The following is a 16,522-nucleotide window of genomic DNA, read 5'->3' as shown; positions in this document are numbered from 1 at the left end:
AATCCATTGTGGAAGCTGCCGAAGGCTGCGATTTTTCAACAGACACTTACCGTTTGCGGCACAGCGTCAATCCATCGCCAATCGGCAATAACGACAAATCCACTCGTGCGTCCCCCTTCAAGGCTCGATTCAGCGCTTGAATCGCCCGCGTGTCCGCACTGTCGGGATTGCTCTCCAGCACCCGCCCACTCCACAACGTGTTATCGAACACCGCCAAACCACCCACCCGCAATAAACGCAGGGCGTGTTCCAGATAACTCGGGTAGTTGGCCTTGTCGGCATCGATGAAGATCAGGTCAAACGGCCCTGACAGTTGCGCAAGGGTTTCCAGCGCTGGCGCCAGGCGCAGGTCGATGCGCTCGGCCAGGCCTGCCTCCTGCCAGTAACGCACGGCCGTGGCGTTGTAGTCGCCAGGGATATCGCAACAGATCAGCGAGCCGTCATCCGGCAGCGCCGCCGCCATGCACAAGGCGCTGTAACCGGTGAAGGTGCCCACTTCCAGCAAACGCCGGGCGCCGGTGAGCTTGACCAGCAAGGCGAGGAACTGCCCCTGCTCCGGCGCTACCTGCCAGCGCGCCGTGGGCAGCGCCTGGGTTTCATCGCGCAAACGCTTGAGCAGCGGCGTTTCCCTGAGGGAAACGTCGAGCAGGTAGCTATAGAGGGAATCGTCGAGATTGAGCGTGCGAGCGGTCATGACAACCTCTTGCCGGGAAAATTACTGATTACGCGCCAGGTGCTCAGGTTGCAAGACGCGTTTGGCGCTCAGGTAGGCTTTCTGCCAATAGGCTTTGGACAAGCTGTCGAGCTTCACCGTGCCGCCGGTGGCCGGGGCGTGGACGAAGCGGCCTTCACCGACATAAATTCCGGCGTGGCTGACTTGGGAGCCGCCGTTGGTGGCGAAGAAGATCAGGTCGCCGGTTTGCAGGCCTTCCTTGCCGACATTGGCCGCTTGCATGCTGATCATCTCGCGGGTGGTGCGCGGCAGGGAAATGCCGGTGACGTCACGGTAGACGTAACCGATCAGGCCGCTGCAATCGAACCCGGAATCCGGCGTGTTGCCGCCCCAGCGATACGGCGTGCCCACCAGGCCCAAGGCGCGGAACAACACGTCTTCGGCTTCAGGCGAGAATGATTGGGCGGCACTGAAAACAATCGGCGCGCGAACCACGGGCGCAGATGGCGGTGGTGTGCGGCTGGCGCAGCCGCTGAGCAGCGCTGCGAAGAACATCAGGGTGAGGCGGGCTGACATTGTCATAAGCAAAACACCTGATCGGGCTGCGGCTTTTTCTGTCGGAAGGACAGAAAAGAAAACCGCCTGCGCTGGGCGCAGGCGGTTTGCCATCAATAATAGATCAGGATTCTAGCGCCTATGCGCCAAACTTCAAGTAAGACTTTAAGTTCGCCTTACATAAAGTGTGCTTACTTGCGAGCAGTGACCACGGTCGGAGCCATCGCGAGTGCGCGCTTGGCTTCGATGAAGGTCTTGCTCCAGTAGCTGTCGCCCAGGTTATCGACCCGCACGCCACCGCTTTTGCGGCTGCTGGAGTGGATGAACTGGTCATCACCGAGGTAGATACCGGCGTGACTGACGCGACCGCGACGACCGTTGGTGGCGAAGAACAGCAAGTCGCCAGGCTTCAGGTTGTTGCGCGACACCAGAGGGGCGTCCACGTTGATCATTTCGCGAGTGGAGCGCGGCAGGTTCATGCCGGCCTCTTCACGAAACAGATAGCCGATGAAACCGCTGCAGTCGAAACCGGCTTCAGAGGTACCGCCGAAACGGTAACGAGTACCGATCAGGGACATGCCACGTTCGAGGATGCTGTCGGCCAGAACCGGAAGCTGGTAGGACTTGCCATCGGCGAAGTCTGCCAGTTCCTTTTCGGTGGCCACCTCTTCCTGATAAAGAACGGAAGATTGGGCGGTAACAGAGTTTTTAACCTGCTGTTGAGGCGCCTGCTGGGACACTGGAGAGTGAGCAGCGCAACCGAACAACAGGGTGACGAGTGCGAGAGGCACGAGGGGTGCGAAGCGATTTAGCATGGGCACGACCGTGGCTGATAGTTGTAAAGAAGCCGAGACTATGCCCGCTATCAACCTCATTTGCAAATTCAATCGATCTTTTTGTGACTTCTCGGTTTCTCGTTTACATCTAAGCGCTTAAGCCCATTTTGAATGTTTGCGCAGCCTGCGCCCCTGCAGGAAAGCGGATTTTCTGGCGCCTGGAATATGTCAAAACCCGCTGCAGGCCCCGGATTTACCAGCCTAGGGTTTCTTTCAAGAAGGGGATGGTCAGCTTGCGCTGGGCTTGAAGCGAAGCCTGATCGAGACGTTCAAGCAGCTCGAAAAGCGCACTCATGCTGCGGGTGCCGCGAGTCAGGATGAAATGCCCGACTTCGTCAGTCAGGTGCAAACCGCGACGGGATGCGCGCAACTGCAGGGCACGCAATTTGTCTTCGTCGGAGAGTGGGCGCATCTGGAAGATCAGCGCCAGGGTCAGGCGCGATTTGAGATCCGCCAGCTTCACCGGCAGTTCACGCGGCGAGGTCGAAGCGGCAATCAACAGACGCCGACCGCTGTCACGCAGACGGTTGAACAGGTGAAACAACGCCTCTTCCCAATCCGCCCGGCCGGCGACGGCTTGCAGATCATCAAGGCAGACCAGTTCGTATTGTTCGAGGTTGTCGAGGATTTCAATGCCGCGATCCAGCAACTCAGCCAGCGGCAGATACACCGCCGGTTCGCCCATCTGCTCGAAGCGCAGGCATGCCGCCTGCAACAAGTGCGTGCGCCCTACCCCGTCCTTGCCCCAGAGGTAAATCAGGCTTTCGGTCCAGCCGGCGTCGGCTTCGCATAGCCGCTCGACATAGCCGAGTGCAGCGGCATTGGCGCCTGGGTAGTAATTGATAAAGGTAGCGTCATCACGCAGACGCACACCTAGGGGCAGCTGAATCGGTTTCATGCTGACTGAACAGTTCCAAAGGAACCGTTAGTGGCCTCTGTGTAAAGTTTGCGAAGTTTATACCCGTGGGGCAGCCCGCACAATGCGGCAGACCACAAGCAAAATCAAAGGTTTGCGTTAATGCACTGGTTTTATGGCAGTTTCTTTGGCGGTGCATGTGACAGCCACCGGAGGGAATCGGGCCAGCCTGGCAGGAAACCAGGCCGCCCGTCATGGGGGATCAGACGACTTTACAGCTCGGGTTCGTCGACCCCGCTGTACACATCCGAATCTTTATACAAATCATGTAGATGGCGCACCAGCACCATGATCACCGCCGCCACCGGCAACGCCAGCAGCACGCCGGTAAAGCCGAACAGCTCGCCACCGGCCAGAATCGCGAAAATCACCGCCACCGGGTGCAGACCGATCCGGTCGCCGACCAGCAATGGCGTGAGCACCATGCCTTCCAGCGCCTGCCCGACCATGAACACCGCGACAATGCCGAGCATCGGGTAGAGATCGCCATGGAACTGGAACAGTCCAGCGATCAGCGCCGCGCCAATGCCGATGACAAAGCCCATGTACGGCACGATTGCCGCCAAACCGGCAATCAGGCCGATCAACAGCCCCAGCTCCAGCCCGAGCAGCATCAAACCGGCGGCATAGATCACGCCCAGCGCCAGCATCACCAGCAACTGTCCGCGCACAAACGCCCCGAGCACTTCATGGCATTCGCCGGCCAGGGTCACCACGCGTTCTTCGCGATCACGGGGTAGCAGGCTGCGGATCTTCGCCATCATCAGGTCCCAATCGCGCAGCAGGTAGAAACTCACCACCGGGATCAGCACCAGATTCGCCAGCCAGCCGATCAGCGCCAGCCCGGAAGCCGTCGCCTGGCTCAGCACCACGCCAACAATGTCGGTGGTCTGGCCCATGTGTTCGCTGATCGCAGCCTTGAGCTTGTCGAACTTCCAGAAGTTATCCGACAAGCCAAACTTCGATTGCGCCCACGGCAACGCGGTGTGCTGCAACCAATCAAGCATCTGCGGCGCGAGTTCGTACAAGCGGAACAACTGCTTGGCGAGCAATGGCACCAGCACCAACAGCAACGTGGTGAAGATCAAGGTAAACAGCGCAAACACCGCCACCACGCCCCAGGTCCGTGACAGACCGGCCCTCTCCAGGCGATCCACCAGGGGATCGAACAGATAGGCCAACAGCAGCGCCACCAGAAATGGCGTCAGGATCGGATGCAACAGCCAGACAAACGCGCAGAGCAGGACCACCCCACCCAACCAGAACCACCGCCGCGTATCGGCCATGTACAACTCCCTATGCATCTATATAAAGAAAGAAAACCTTACCAACGGAATCGCAACTGCGGCACGGGTGCCGGAGTCGGCGCTGCGACGGGCGCGGAACCGTCGGCCACTGGCGCCACCGGAGTGACCGGCGTGACCGGTGCAGGCGCCTCACCGGCCGGCACCTCTTGCAACTTCGCCAGTGACAACTGCGAGCGCAACTGCTCGGCACTGCCGTTGATGCGATAAACAACACGGTCGCCGTCGATACTGAACAGGCGCCCGCCGAAAGGATCGAGTAAACGGCCCAGCGCCGCATAGCGCTCCAGGTTCATGCCCTGCACTTCAAGCAATTGTTCGCTCGACGCGCCGGCCTTGACCACAAAACGTGGCGCCAGGCGCTCAGCCACCGCCAGCATGACCGCATCGGTCACCGCCGCCTGGTCCGCGCCCTGCACACTGCCCGCTTCCTTCTGGTCGCCCAGCCACAAATGCCACTTGGCCTGCCACTGGCCGCCCTCTTCATGGGCATGCACCGCCAGCAAGGCGTCCGCGTTGTAGCGTTCCGATGCACCGCGCAAGGGGGCCGCATCGCTGCCTTCAAGATTGGGGGCCGTGGCCACCAGTTGCTCACTCAAATCCGCCAGCGGCAGGCGCAATGGCAAACCGCGGTGTTGCGCTGCACGCCGCAATGGCGCCGCGCTGGCCTGGCCGTCGCCCACCAGGCTCGAACCCTCGGTGGAGTCATTCAACCACCAGCCCAGGATCGACGGCCGATTCGCGCCCCACAACGACAGCCCGGCACGGCGCAGCGCCTGATCGGTGGTGGCCGGGTCGAAATCGACCTTGAGCACTTCCGGCGGCCCGGCGTCAAAGCCGTACTGGCTGATGATTTGCTGCGGGTCTTTGCGGATCGCCGCCAACCCCGGGTTTTGCACAGACTTGGGATCGCCGGTGAGGCGCAGCACCAATGTATCCAGCGCCGCCTGGGTCGCCTGATCGCGGATCTCCGGGCTCTGACCGCTGACCGGCTGGCGGACCTGATAAAGATTTTTCACGGGTTCGGCATGACTCGCCAGGGTGACAAGCGACAAACAACCGGCAAACATAAATTTAGAAAAAAAACGCATGGAAGATTCCTGACGACAAGAGCGGCTGGAACTGGCCGCGTGAACGTATGGAGCAAGGCTGTGACCATCACCCCGCGCAAAACATTCACCCGGCCTCGATAAGTTTTTCACACTGTCATAACGATAGACGGTTAATGGCGATACCTTATACAGGCATGAGCGACGCCACCCACACGGGCAATTGCGGTTTTTTTAACGGGATATGCCCCTGCCGTCGGCGCGAGGATGGCCGCTGCCTCTCAAGCCTGATAAAATCGCGCGCCTTCGCAGACCGGCAACAGCCGGGCAGTGTCGGAATAGCGCGCAAGGCTTTCGCCTACGTTGTTTCGGCGGCCCTAATGGACTCGGTCGTTACCCCTGAATCCCCCCTAAAGGCCTGGATCATGAGCAAGCAACCCTCCCTGAGCTACAAGGACGCCGGTGTAGACATCGACGCCGGTGAAGCATTGGTCGAACGCATCAAGAGCGTCGCCAAGCGCACTGCGCGCCCGGAAGTCATGGGCGGCCTGGGCGGTTTCGGCGCCCTCTGCGAAATCCCGGCCGGCTACAAGCAGCCTGTGCTGGTTTCCGGCACCGACGGCGTCGGCACCAAGCTGCGCCTGGCGCTGAACCTGAACAAGCACGACAGCATCGGCATCGACCTGGTCGCCATGTGCGTCAACGACCTGGTGGTGTGCGGCGCCGAGCCGCTGTTCTTCCTCGACTACTATGCCACCGGCAAACTCAACGTCGAAACCGCGACCCAGGTCGTGACCGGCATCGGCGCCGGCTGCGAACTGTCCGGCTGCTCCCTGGTCGGCGGCGAAACCGCTGAAATGCCTGGCATGTACGAAGGTGAAGACTACGACCTGGCCGGCTTCTGCGTCGGCGTCGTGGAAAAATCCGAAATCATCGACGGTTCCAAAGTCGCGGCCGGCGATGCCCTGCTCGCCCTGCCGTCTTCCGGCCCGCACTCCAACGGCTACTCGCTGATCCGCAAGATCATCGAAGTGTCCGGTGCCGACATCGAAAACATCCAGCTCGACGGCAAACCGCTGACCGACCTGCTGATGGCCCCGACCCGTATCTACGTGAAGCCGTTGCTCAAGCTGATCAAGGACACCGGCGCGGTCAAAGCCATGGCCCACATCACCGGTGGCGGCCTGCTGGACAACATCCCGCGCGTACTGCCAAAAGGCGCGCAAGCTGTCGTTGATGTCGCGAGCTGGACCCGCCCTGCGGTGTTCGACTGGCTGCAAGAGAAAGGCAACGTCGACGAAAACGAAATGCACCGCGTGCTGAACTGCGGCGTCGGCATGGTCATCTGCGTGGCTCAAGAGCACGTTGAAACCGCGCTGAACGTGCTGCGTGAAGCCGGCGAGCAGCCTTGGGTCATCGGTCAGATCTCCACCGCTGCCGAAGGCGCGGCTCAGGTCGAACTGAAGAACCTCAAGGCTCATTAATGTCTGTCACCTGTGATGTGGTGGTGCTGTTGTCCGGCACCGGCAGTAACTTGCAGGCCTTGATCGACAGCACGCGGACCGGCGACAGCCCGGTCCGCATCGCTGCGGTGATTTCCAACCGCGCCGACGCCTACGGCCTGCAACGCGCCAGGGACGCGGGTATCGACACCCGCGCCCTGGATCACAAGGCTTTCGAGGGCCGCGAGGCCTTCGACGCCGCGCTGATCGAACTGATCGACGCCTTCAATCCCAAACTCGTGGTACTCGCCGGTTTCATGCGCATTCTCAGCGCCGGTTTCGTGCGTCATTACCAGGGTCGCCTGCTCAATATCCATCCCTCGTTGCTGCCCAAATACAAAGGGTTACACACTCACCAGCGCGCGCTGGAGGCCGGAGACACCGAGCACGGCTGCTCCGTGCACTTCGTTACCGAGGAACTCGATGGCGGACCTCTGGTCGTACAGGCAGTAATACCGGTAGAGTTGCACGATTCGCCGCAGAGTCTGGCGCAGCGGGTCCACGTTCAGGAACACCTGATCTACCCGATGGCCGTACGCTGGTTTGCCGAAGGTCGTTTAGCCCTCGGCGAACACGGTGCTTTACTGGATGAAAAGTTACTCGCGGCCAGCGGCCACTTGATTCGAACCTAGGAGATATTATGCGTCGCGCCTTGCTCTTCGCTTGCGCTCTGCTCGCCCTGCCCTTCGCGCAGGCCGCAGACCTTCAACCCTTCTCCGCCAGCTACACCGCCGACTGGAAACAGCTGCCCATGAGCGGCACCGCCGAACGCAGCCTGGTCAAGGGCGCCAACGGTGTCTGGACGCTCAGCTTCAAGGCGTCGATGATGATCGCCAGCCTGTCCGAACAAAGCACCCTGACCCTGGACAAGGACACCTTGCTGCCTCAGTCCTACCACTTTGAACGTGGCGGCCTGGGCAAAGCCAAGAAGGCAGACCTGGACTTCGACTGGACCGCCAAAATGGTCACCGGCACCGATCGCGGTGACCCGGTCAAGATCCCACTCAACCGTGGCATGGTCGACAAATCCACTTATCAGCTGGCCCTGCAACACGACGTGGCCGCTGGCAAGAAAAGCATGAGCTACCAGGTCGTCGATGACGGCGAAGTCGATACCTATGACTTCCGCGTGCTGGGCCCGGAAAAAGTCGACACCAAGGCTGGCCAGATCGATGCGATCAAGGTCGAGCGCGTACGCGACCCGACGCAAAGCAAACGCATCACCGTGATGTGGTTCGCCAAGGACTGGGATTACCTGCTGGTCCGCCTGCAACAGGTTGAAACCGACGGCAAGGAGTACAACATCATGCTCCTGGACGGTACGGTCAACGGCAAGGCTGTCAAAGGCAGCTGATCCGGATCAACACAAAAAGCCCCGCGATTGCGGGGCTTTTTTTTGCCGATTGTTCCCACGCGGAGCATGGGAACGATGGATCAGACCGAAAACCGCGCCACCATGCTGTTCAAATCCACCGCCAACCGCGACAACTCCTGGCTCGAGGCACTGGTCTGGTTCGCCCCCGCCGAGGTCTGCAACGCCAGATCACGAATGTTCATCAGGTTGCGATCCACCTCCCGCGCCACCGCTGCCTGCTCCTCCGAAGCGCTGGCGATCACGATGTTGCGCTCGTTGATCAAGGTAAACGCCGAGGCAATCTCCTCCAGCGCCACCCCCGCCGCCTTCGCCACTTCCAGGGTCGAGCGCGCCCGGCTATTGCTCTGTTGCATCGAGCTGACGGCCGAATCGGTGCCTTGCTGGATGCCGCTGATCATCTGCTCGATTTCCTGGGTCGACTGTTGCGTGCGATGGGCCAGCGCCCGCACCTCGTCCGCCACCACGGCAAAACCGCGCCCGGCATCCCCCGCGCGGGCCGCTTCGATCGCCGCGTTCAGGGCCAGCAAATTGGTCTGCTCGGCGATCGAGCGAATCACATCCAGCACCTTGCTGATGCCATAGACCTTCTGCGCCAGGTCCTCGACCTGGGTCGCGTTGGCGGTGACATCGTCTGCCAGGGATTCGATGGACAGCACGGTCTGATGCACTTGCTCACGGCCGTGCTGGGCAATCCGGTCAGACTCTCGGGACGCTTCGGACGTGGCCACCGCGTTGCTCGCCACTTCTTCCACCGCCGCGGTCATCTGATTGACCGCCGTGGCGGCCTGTTCGATTTCCAGGCTCTGCTGGTGCAAGCCACGGGTGGCGTCTTCCGTAACGCAACTGAGTTCTTCCGAGGCCGAGGCCAATTGGCTGGACGAGTCGGAAATGCGCCGAATAGTCTCGCGCAGGCTCTGCTGCATGCTCTTGAGCGCATGGAGCAATCGCGCCGGCTCGTCCTTGCCGGTGATGCTGATATCGCCCGTCAGGTCGCCGCCCGCCACAATCTCGGCCACCCGCAACGACTGGGACAGCGGCAGGACGATGCTGCGGGTCAACAATAACGCCAAGCCAATGGTCATCAGTGCCGCAATGGCGACCATCACCCCGACCCACACCCGGGAATTGCTGAACACCAGACGCGCCGCTTCGGTCGCCAGGTTGGCGTTCTGTTTGTTCAGTTCCACCAGGGATTTGAGGGTGACGGCGATGTCATCGGCCAACGGGCTCATCTCGTCATTGACGATGACCGCTGCCTCCTCAACCCGCCCTTGGCTGGACAGGTTCATCACCTGCCCCTGGAATTGCAGGTATTTTTGCTCCGCCGCTTTAAAGCGATCAAACAGCGAGCGCTCTTCGGGCAGCACGATCAACGCGTTATAGCGTTGCTGTGCATCGCCGAGCACGCCTTTGAGTTCATTGAGCTTGCCGACATTCTGGGCCAACGCCTGGGGATCGCGGTTGATCAGCAGGCGCATGGTCAAGGCACGCAGCCGCAGCATGTCCTGACTCATTTCCCCGACGGCCATCACGCTGGGTAGCCAGTTGTTATCGACCTGGTCGGATTGAGCCCGCATGTTCGACATTTGTTGCAGGGCGAACGCCCCCAAACCGAACACCATCAATGCCAACAGGCCAAAACCCAGACTCGCGCGCGGCGCAATATTGAGATTTCGGATACTCATTGCTTTGGTTCCTTCCAATGAACACTGCATTTCCCTACAGCGGGTTGCCTTAGAAGGTATCGGCCCCGGGAAATTTTGCGTAAGACCGAAACGTGATATCAAAACGCTTTGCTACTTCGATCCTCGGGCGGGAACGATTCAGCGCGGTAGATAACAGCAAAAGATCGCAGCCTACGGCAGCTCCTTCGGAAGAAATACGATCTGCTGTAGAAGCTGCCGAAGGCCGCAATCTCTTCAGCGCAATAACCCCTTTCTCTCTTTGGGCAGAATCGAAAGGAAATTGTCCCGTGCGACTTTTCGCGCAACGTCCTCAGGCAAGGCATCAAGAAATGGGTCAAAGCTGCGCATTTCCTGACCGAGCTTGTTGAAACGTCCCACCACATCCGAACCCAGCATGAACCGCTCCGGGAAGCGCTCCACCAGTTTCAGCCACTCCTCCCGAGGCTTGCCCTGCTCATCCAATAGATACGGCGTGAGCATGCTCCACGACAGGTCGATGAACAGGTTCGGGTACGCCTCAAGCATTCGGGTCAGGGTCGGCAACAGAAAATCCAGCTGGGTCTGATGCCGATGGATCTCCACGCTGGTGCCGGCGTGGGCCCAGATAAACCGGGTGTGCGGGTGATTACGCAGCGGCTCTTCGACTTCCGCGAGGTACAGCGGATTTTTCTCACGCTTGGAGGTGAGGTTGGAATGCAGCATTACCGGCAGGTCGTTTTCGGCGGCCAGATGATAAATCCGCGTCATCGCCTCATTGTTGGCGCGCGGCGTATCTCCCGAGGTCAGGGCCGTCAGGTCATCGTGCCGGGTGAAGACTTCGCCGATGCCCTGCCACAGCCCCGGATTGAGATCGAGCATGCGCTGGATATGCGCCTCGGAGTTTTTATCGTTGGGGTTGAAGCCCGACAGGAACGGGTGAAAACGCTGACGTTGCTCGGGCGTAAGCTTGTTCACCGCAGCGGCAACGATCACGTCGGTCGCGCTGTACCAATAGGCGTCGGCATCATCACCGGCGTAATAGCGCGGGCGCTTGGGTTCGTCTTCATGCCATTTCTTGGCCACCGGGATGCCGGAAATCATCACGTGATCGATGGAGTTGTCAGCCATCGCCTTGAGCAATGTCGGCATTCCCGCCGTTTCCTGGAAGAAATCCACGTAATGCAGGTGCGCATCGCTGTAGGCGTATTCGCGGGCGTTGGCGGATGCGCTGCACAGCAGTAACAACCAGGCGAGGCGCAAGCGGGTCTGGGGCACGAGCAATCTCCGGGGGCATTAGCGACATAGACCCCACGGCGCCAACCAGGGTTCAGCCGGCAACAAAGTGGAACGCAGCACAGCACAGATGCTCTATACCTTCAGGGTCCGTTTTTGCTCGAATGACTTTTCCTACTGCCGAAGAGGTTTCCCATGACTGTTACCGTCAATACCATTTCCAGCGAAGGCTTTCGTCACACTGTCCAGATCGATGATCACGAACTGTTCGCCGATGTACCCACCTCAGCCGGTGGCGAGGGCTCGGCGCCGGAGCCCCACGATTACTTCGACGCCGCCCTCGGGGCCTGCAAGGCCCTGACCTTGAAAATGTACGCCAAGAAAAAAGACATCCCGCTGACCGGCGTGGGTGTCGAAGTCAAACGCGACAATAGCCAAGAACAGAAAGGCAAATACGCGCTGCACGTGACCCTCACGCTCAAAGGTGTGCTCAGCGACGCCCAGCGCGAGGAATTGCTGCGTGTCGCGGATCGCTGCCCGATTCATAAACTGATGACCACCACCGAGGTCACTATCGAAACCCACGCCCCACAGGGCTTCGACAGCCAGTAACCACGGCGATGTCAGCGGCGGGTTATGCTCTGTGCATCACCCGCCCAGCCTGGAAAGCCGCATGAACACGCCCCTCGTGATCCGCCCCCGCGCCGAAGATGTCGAAGGTCAGCCGATTCTTCGCCCATTGCCGTCAGCCAAATGCCGCAGCGTCGGGCCTTTCGTGTTTTTCGACCACATGCTCGAAACCCGTTATCCGCCGGGTAAAGGCATGAACATCCGACAACATCCGCACATCGGTCTGTCGACCCTTACCTATTTGTTCCAGGGGCAGATCCAGCACAAGGACAGCCTCGGTTCCGATCAGGTTGTAGGCACTGGAGATGTCAGCTGGATGACTGCCGGCAGCGCGATAGCACACGTTGAACGCACGCCTGAAGCGCTGAAAGACAGCGGCTTCACGATGCACGGTTTGCAGATCTGGCTGGCATCACCCAAAGAGCATGAGCAGGGTCCGGGGCATTACAGCCATCACCCGGCGGCCACGCTGCCGGTCAGCGACAACCTCGGGGTGAAGATCCGGATGATTGCCGGGTCAGGCTTTTGCCTGGAATCGCCGGTGCCGGTGCTTTCTCCTACCTTGTATGCCGAACTGAACCTGCAAACGGCGACGACTTTGCTGATTCCCACCGAACACGAAGAACGGGCACTGTATGTGCTGGACGGCGAGGTACAACTGGATGGCGAGTTGATAGAGCCGCATTCGCTGGTGGTGTTGCCGGTCGGGGAAGAGATGACGTTGTTTGCCGAGAGCGACTGTCACGCCGTGCTGTTCGGCGGTGCACCGCTGGATGGGCCACGGCGGATCAACTGGAATTTTGTGGCGAGCGATCCGGCGGCGATTGATGAAGCTCGCCGACGCTGGGCGGCCGGGGATTGGCCGACGGTGCCAGGGGAAAGTGAAAGGATCGAACTGCCGCGCTGACATGATCGTTCCCACGCGCAGCAAAGGAATGCAGCCCGGGACGCTCTGCGTCCCATTGGAACGCGGAGCGTCCCTGGAGGCATTCCTTTGCTGCGCGTGGGAACGATCAAACGCTCCGTGCGGGAACGATCATCAGCCGCTGAACACTTCATCCAGCAAGTTATGCATCGACACAAACGCCCGACTGGCGGTCTTCGCGTCATACATCATTTTGCCCGGCACATTCGCATGTGGATCGGTAAACGAGTGCACCGCGCCGCCATAGCTCAGCAGTTGCCAATCCACGCCCGCCGCGTTCATTTCAGCTTCGAACGCCGGCAGTTGCTCTTTCGGCACCAGCGGATCGGACGCCCCGTGCAACACCAGTACCGAGCCGTTGATGTTTTTCGCATCGTTGACGTTCGGCGTATCCAGCGAGCCATGGAACGACACCGCCGCTTTCACCGGCGCACCGCTGCGGGCCAGTTCCAGCGCGCAGCAACCACCAAAGCAGAAACCGAAGGTGGCCAGTTTCGAGGTATCGACCGCCGCATCGCCCTGAGCCTGCAACTGCTCGAACGCCGCCTGCATACGCTGGCGCAACAGGCCACGGTCACTCTTCAGCGGCATCATCGCCGCGCCCGCCTCGTCGCCGTTCTGCGGACGCACCGACTGGCCGTACAGGTCGGCGATCAGCACCACATAACCTTTGGCCGCCACTGACTTGGCAATCTCTTCGGCACCGGCGCTGATGCCCATCCAGTTCGGCGCCATCAACAGACCCGGGCGTGGCCCTTTGTGGTCGGCATCAAAGGCCAGGCGGCTTTCGTAAGACTGGCCATCAAGCTGATAGACCACGGAACGCACAGTGACTTGGCTCATTTCAGACTCCTGAGTCTCAAGAATAAAAAAACCCGCCGAAGCGGGTTTTTGTACAACGCAGTTAAACCGACAGTTCAACCAACAGCTTGTTGAGACGGCGCACGTAGGCTGCCGGGTCTTTCAAGCTGTCGCCGGCCGCCAGGGCCGCCTGATCGAACAGGATGTGCGACAGGTCGCCGAAGCGCTCGTCGCTCTGCTCGGCGTCGAGTTTCTCGATCAGCGGGTGAGCCGGGTTGAATTCGAAGATCGGCTTCGAATCCGGAACCTTCTGCCCGCTGGCTTCGAGGATCTGACGCATTTGCATGCCCAGGTCCTGTTCGCCGATAGCGAGGATCGCCGGGGAGTCGGTCAGGCGATGGGAAACCCGGACTTCAGCGACAGAATCGCCCAGTGCGGTTTTCAGACGCTCAACCAGGCCTTCTTTGGACTTGGCGACTTCTTCCGCGGCTTTCTTGTCCTCTTCCGAGTCCAGGTTGCCCAGGTCCAGGTCACCGCGTGCCACGTCGACAAAGCTCTTGCCGTCGAAGTCGCTGAGGTAGCTCATCAGCCACTCGTCGATACGGTCGGTCAGCAGCAGCACTTCGATGCCTTTCTTGCGGAAGACTTCCAGGTGCGGGCTGTTTTTGACTTGCGCGTAGGTTTCGCCGGTCAGGTAGTAAATCTTGTCCTGACCTTCCTTGGCGCGGGCCAGGTAGTCAGCCAGACCGACCACTTGCTCGCCTTCTTCGCCCTGGGTGGAGGCGAAACGCAGCAGACCAGCGATTTTCTCTTTGTTGGCGAAATCTTCAGCCGGGCCTTCTTTCATGACCTGGCCGAAGTTTTTCCAGAAGCCTTTGTATTGCTCAGGCTCGTTCTTCGCCAGTTTTTCCAGCATGTCCAGAACGCGCTTGGTCAGCGCCGACTTCATGGAATCGATGATCGGGTCTTTCTGCAGGATTTCCCGCGACACGTTCAGCGACAGGTCGTTGGAGTCGACCACGCCTTTGATGAAGCGCAGGTACAACGGCAGGAACGACTCGGCCTGATCCATCACGAACACACGCTGCACGTACAGCTTCAGGCCTTTCGGCGCTTCACGCTGGTACAGGTCGAACGGAGCACGGGTCGGCACGTAGAGCAGCGAGCTGTATTCCAGCTTGCCTTCGACCTTGTTGTGGCTCCAGCTCAGTGGGTTCTCGAAGTCATGGGCGATGTGCTTGTAGAACTCCTGGTATTCCTCGTCCTTGATCTCGGTACGAGGACGGGTCCACAGGGCGCTGGCGCGGTTGACGGTTTCCCACTCAACGGCCGGTGCCTCTTCGCCTTCAACGGCTGCCACTTCTTTCGGCAACTCGATCGGCAAAGCGATGTGATCGGAGTACTTCTTGATGATGTTGCGCAGGCGCCAGCCATCAGCGAATTCGTCTTCACCGGACTTCAGGTGCAGAACGATACGGGTGCCGCGCTCGGCTTTCTCGACGGTGGCAACTTCGAAGTCGCCCTCGCCCTTGGACGACCAATGCACGCCTTCGGAAGCGGCAGCACCGGCGCGACGGCTGAACACGTCAACCTTATCGGCAACGATGAAAGCGGAGTAGAAACCCACACCGAACTGACCGATCAGGTGCGAATCTTTCTTCTGATCGCCGGACAGGTGTTTCATGAAATCAGCGGTGCCGGACTTGGCGATCGTCCCCAGGTGGGTGATCGCGTCTTCGCGGCTCATGCCGATACCGTTGTCTTCGAGGGTGACGGTTTTCGCGTCCTTGTCGAAGCTCACTCGGATTTTCAGTTCGGCGCCACCTTCCAGCAACTCAGGCTTGGACAGGGCTTCGAAACGTAATTTGTCGACAGCGTCAGAGGCGTTCGAGATCAACTCGCGAAGGAAAATTTCCTTGTTGGAATACAGCGAATGGATCATGAGGTGCAGCAGTTGCTTCACCTCGGTCTGGAAGCCCAGGGTTTCCTTTTGAGTTTCCACACTCATGGTCATCAAACTCCAATCAGATGGCAGTGGCCGTGACCTTCAGGGTCGACGGCGGGTTGTCATCAGAGTTTGGGGCTGAGTTCAGGATTTCAAGGGCTCTTCGATTTTGAAATGTCCACGGGCCGTGGCAATCGGCTCGGCTTCGGTGCTTTGCCAGGCCGTCACCGCCACGTTGGCCACCCGCCGCCCCTGGCGACACACCTGGCAGCGCGCCCAGGTATCGCGAAATTGCCCCGCGCGCAGGTAGTCGAGGGAGAAGTCGATGATCTTCGGTACACCGGGCGAGCCAGTGAAAATCAACAGGTGCAACGCGGCCGACAGCTCCATGAACCCGGCGATCACGCCGCCATGGATCGCCGGCAATAAAGGGTTACCAATGTTGTCCTTGTTCGCCGGCAGGCGAAACAGCAGCTCATCCCCCACCCGTGAACATTCGATGCCGATCAACTTGGCGTAGGGAATCAGGTGCAGCAGCGAGGCGTAGTCCCCTTGCGCATGGGCCTGTTGCAGTTGTTCCTTGAACGAGTCAGTCATTTCGCACCTCCAGCGATGGCGCCACCAAAGCCTTTGGTGCCCTTGATGCCTTTGCCCATGCGCATGAAGGTGCCGACCACATGGGCGATGGGCTGCTCGGGATCGTCCTGGTAGGCAAAGCCCCGGGCGAAGATCACATCGGTGGTCACCCGGTAACATTGGGCGAAACCGTAGACATCCCTATGGGGTTCGGCGGCGTGCATGTAGTCGATGCGCAGGTCGAGGGTCGGGCAGACTTCGAATTCCGGCAGTACGCACAGAGTCGACATGCCTAAAGCGGTGTCCATCAGCGACGTCAAAGCGCCCCCGTGAATGACCCCGGTTTGTGGATTGCCAACGATTTGCGGGCTGTAGGGCAGGACGACCGTTAGTCCGTCCGTACTCGCGCTGTGAACTCGTAAACCGAGCACCTGACAATGTCGCAGTGCCGAGAGAAATCGTGTTGCGCGCTCAAAAACGGGGTTTTCGGCCATTGGATAGGAACTCTTCTTAGTATCGGATCAACGCATTGGGTTAT

17 protein-coding genes are annotated in these 16,522 nt (G+C 59.9%); 5 read left to right on the top strand and 12 right to left on the bottom strand.

Annotation, left to right across the window (positions count from 1 at the left end):
* Positions 1–46: 46 nt before the first annotated feature.
* The 6 genes from ACY4LX_RS10020 to ACY4LX_RS09995 all read right to left on the bottom strand — a co-directional run bounded on the left by ACY4LX_RS10020 (position 47) and on the right by ACY4LX_RS09995 (position 5,375).
* Positions 47–694, bottom strand: coding sequence for an O-methyltransferase (locus tag ACY4LX_RS10020; RefSeq protein WP_463259797.1), 648 nt, complete (start codon positions 692–694; stop codon positions 47–49).
* Positions 695–715: 21 nt separating this feature from the next.
* A complete protein-coding gene (locus tag ACY4LX_RS10015; protein WP_463259796.1) occupies positions 716–1,255 on the bottom strand; it encodes a C40 family peptidase in 540 nt (179 codons plus the stop codon).
* Between the two features lie 164 nt (positions 1,256–1,419).
* A complete protein-coding gene (locus ACY4LX_RS10010) occupies positions 1,420–2,043 on the bottom strand; it encodes a C40 family peptidase (RefSeq protein ID WP_149656952.1) in 624 nt (207 codons plus the stop codon).
* 214 nt (positions 2,044–2,257) lie between these two features.
* Positions 2,258–2,962 carry a DnaA regulatory inactivator Hda gene (hda, locus tag ACY4LX_RS10005; protein WP_054049492.1) on the bottom strand — a complete coding sequence of 235 codons (705 nt, stop codon included), beginning with the start codon at positions 2,960–2,962 and terminating at the stop codon, positions 2,258–2,260.
* A 230-nt stretch (positions 2,963–3,192) separates the two neighbouring features.
* Positions 3,193–4,266, bottom strand: a complete 1,074-nt coding sequence (locus ACY4LX_RS10000) for an AI-2E family transporter (RefSeq protein ID WP_463259795.1) — start codon at positions 4,264–4,266, stop codon at positions 3,193–3,195.
* A gap of 38 nt (positions 4,267–4,304) precedes the next feature.
* Positions 4,305–5,375: a DUF2066 domain-containing protein gene (locus tag ACY4LX_RS09995; protein ID WP_463259794.1), complete on the bottom strand. Its 1,071-nt coding sequence runs from the start codon at positions 5,373–5,375 to the stop codon at positions 4,305–4,307.
* A 383-nt stretch (positions 5,376–5,758) separates the two neighbouring features.
* Between ACY4LX_RS09995 and purM the strand changes: the two genes are divergently transcribed.
* The 3 genes from purM to ACY4LX_RS09980 are packed head-to-tail and all read left to right on the top strand — an operon-like array spanning position 5,759 to position 8,189.
* A complete protein-coding gene (gene purM / locus ACY4LX_RS09990; protein WP_133836547.1) occupies positions 5,759–6,817 on the top strand; it encodes a phosphoribosylformylglycinamidine cyclo-ligase in 1,059 nt (352 codons plus the stop codon).
* The gene (purN, locus tag ACY4LX_RS09985; protein ID WP_149656955.1) at positions 6,817–7,467 is read left to right on the top strand and encodes a phosphoribosylglycinamide formyltransferase; all 651 of its coding nucleotides are present in this window, start codon (positions 6,817–6,819) and stop codon (positions 7,465–7,467) included. The genes purM and purN overlap by 1 nt, the downstream gene beginning before the upstream one ends.
* A gap of 8 nt (positions 7,468–7,475) precedes the next feature.
* The gene (locus tag ACY4LX_RS09980) at positions 7,476–8,189 is read left to right on the top strand and encodes a DUF3108 domain-containing protein (protein ID WP_149656956.1); all 714 of its coding nucleotides are present in this window, start codon (positions 7,476–7,478) and stop codon (positions 8,187–8,189) included.
* Positions 8,190–8,269: 80 nt separating this feature from the next.
* On the opposite strand, the gene ACY4LX_RS09975 is transcribed toward ACY4LX_RS09980, so the two are convergent.
* Together ACY4LX_RS09975 and ACY4LX_RS09970 are read right to left on the bottom strand one after the other, a co-directional pair.
* The gene (locus ACY4LX_RS09975; RefSeq protein ID WP_463259793.1) at positions 8,270–9,895 is read right to left on the bottom strand and encodes a methyl-accepting chemotaxis protein; all 1,626 of its coding nucleotides are present in this window, start codon (positions 9,893–9,895) and stop codon (positions 8,270–8,272) included.
* A 234-nt stretch (positions 9,896–10,129) separates the two neighbouring features.
* Positions 10,130–11,149 carry an amidohydrolase family protein gene (locus ACY4LX_RS09970; protein ID WP_149656958.1) on the bottom strand — a complete coding sequence of 340 codons (1,020 nt, stop codon included), beginning with the start codon at positions 11,147–11,149 and terminating at the stop codon, positions 10,130–10,132.
* Between the two features lie 153 nt (positions 11,150–11,302).
* On the opposite strand from ACY4LX_RS09970, the gene ACY4LX_RS09965 reads away from it, so the two are divergent.
* The gene (locus ACY4LX_RS09965; protein WP_149656959.1) at positions 11,303–11,719 is read left to right on the top strand and encodes an OsmC family protein; all 417 of its coding nucleotides are present in this window, start codon (positions 11,303–11,305) and stop codon (positions 11,717–11,719) included.
* A gap of 61 nt (positions 11,720–11,780) precedes the next feature.
* The gene (locus ACY4LX_RS09960) at positions 11,781–12,644 is read left to right on the top strand and encodes a pirin family protein (RefSeq protein WP_149656960.1); all 864 of its coding nucleotides are present in this window, start codon (positions 11,781–11,783) and stop codon (positions 12,642–12,644) included.
* A 132-nt stretch (positions 12,645–12,776) separates the two neighbouring features.
* Here the strand turns inward: ACY4LX_RS09960 and ACY4LX_RS09955 are convergent, their stop codons facing one another.
* The 4 genes from ACY4LX_RS09955 to ACY4LX_RS09940 form a co-directional block, all read right to left on the bottom strand.
* Positions 12,777–13,505 (bottom strand): dienelactone hydrolase family protein, encoded by a 729-nt coding sequence (locus tag ACY4LX_RS09955; RefSeq protein WP_463259792.1) that lies wholly within the window; start codon positions 13,503–13,505, stop codon positions 12,777–12,779.
* Positions 13,506–13,566: 61 nt separating this feature from the next.
* Positions 13,567–15,471, bottom strand: coding sequence for a molecular chaperone HtpG (gene htpG, locus ACY4LX_RS09950; RefSeq protein ID WP_149656962.1), 1,905 nt, complete (start codon positions 15,469–15,471; stop codon positions 13,567–13,569).
* A gap of 81 nt (positions 15,472–15,552) precedes the next feature.
* Positions 15,553–16,005: a PaaI family thioesterase gene (locus ACY4LX_RS09945; RefSeq protein ID WP_149656963.1), complete on the bottom strand. Its 453-nt coding sequence runs from the start codon at positions 16,003–16,005 to the stop codon at positions 15,553–15,555.
* A complete protein-coding gene (locus tag ACY4LX_RS09940; protein ID WP_463259791.1) occupies positions 16,002–16,478 on the bottom strand; it encodes a PaaI family thioesterase in 477 nt (158 codons plus the stop codon). The genes ACY4LX_RS09945 and ACY4LX_RS09940 overlap by 4 nt, the downstream gene beginning before the upstream one ends.
* Between the last annotated feature and the right edge of the window lie 44 nt (positions 16,479–16,522).

The organism is Pseudomonas sp. Emmai, assembly GCF_055179735.1.
This window is presented reverse-complemented; position numbering and strand designations above follow the sequence as displayed.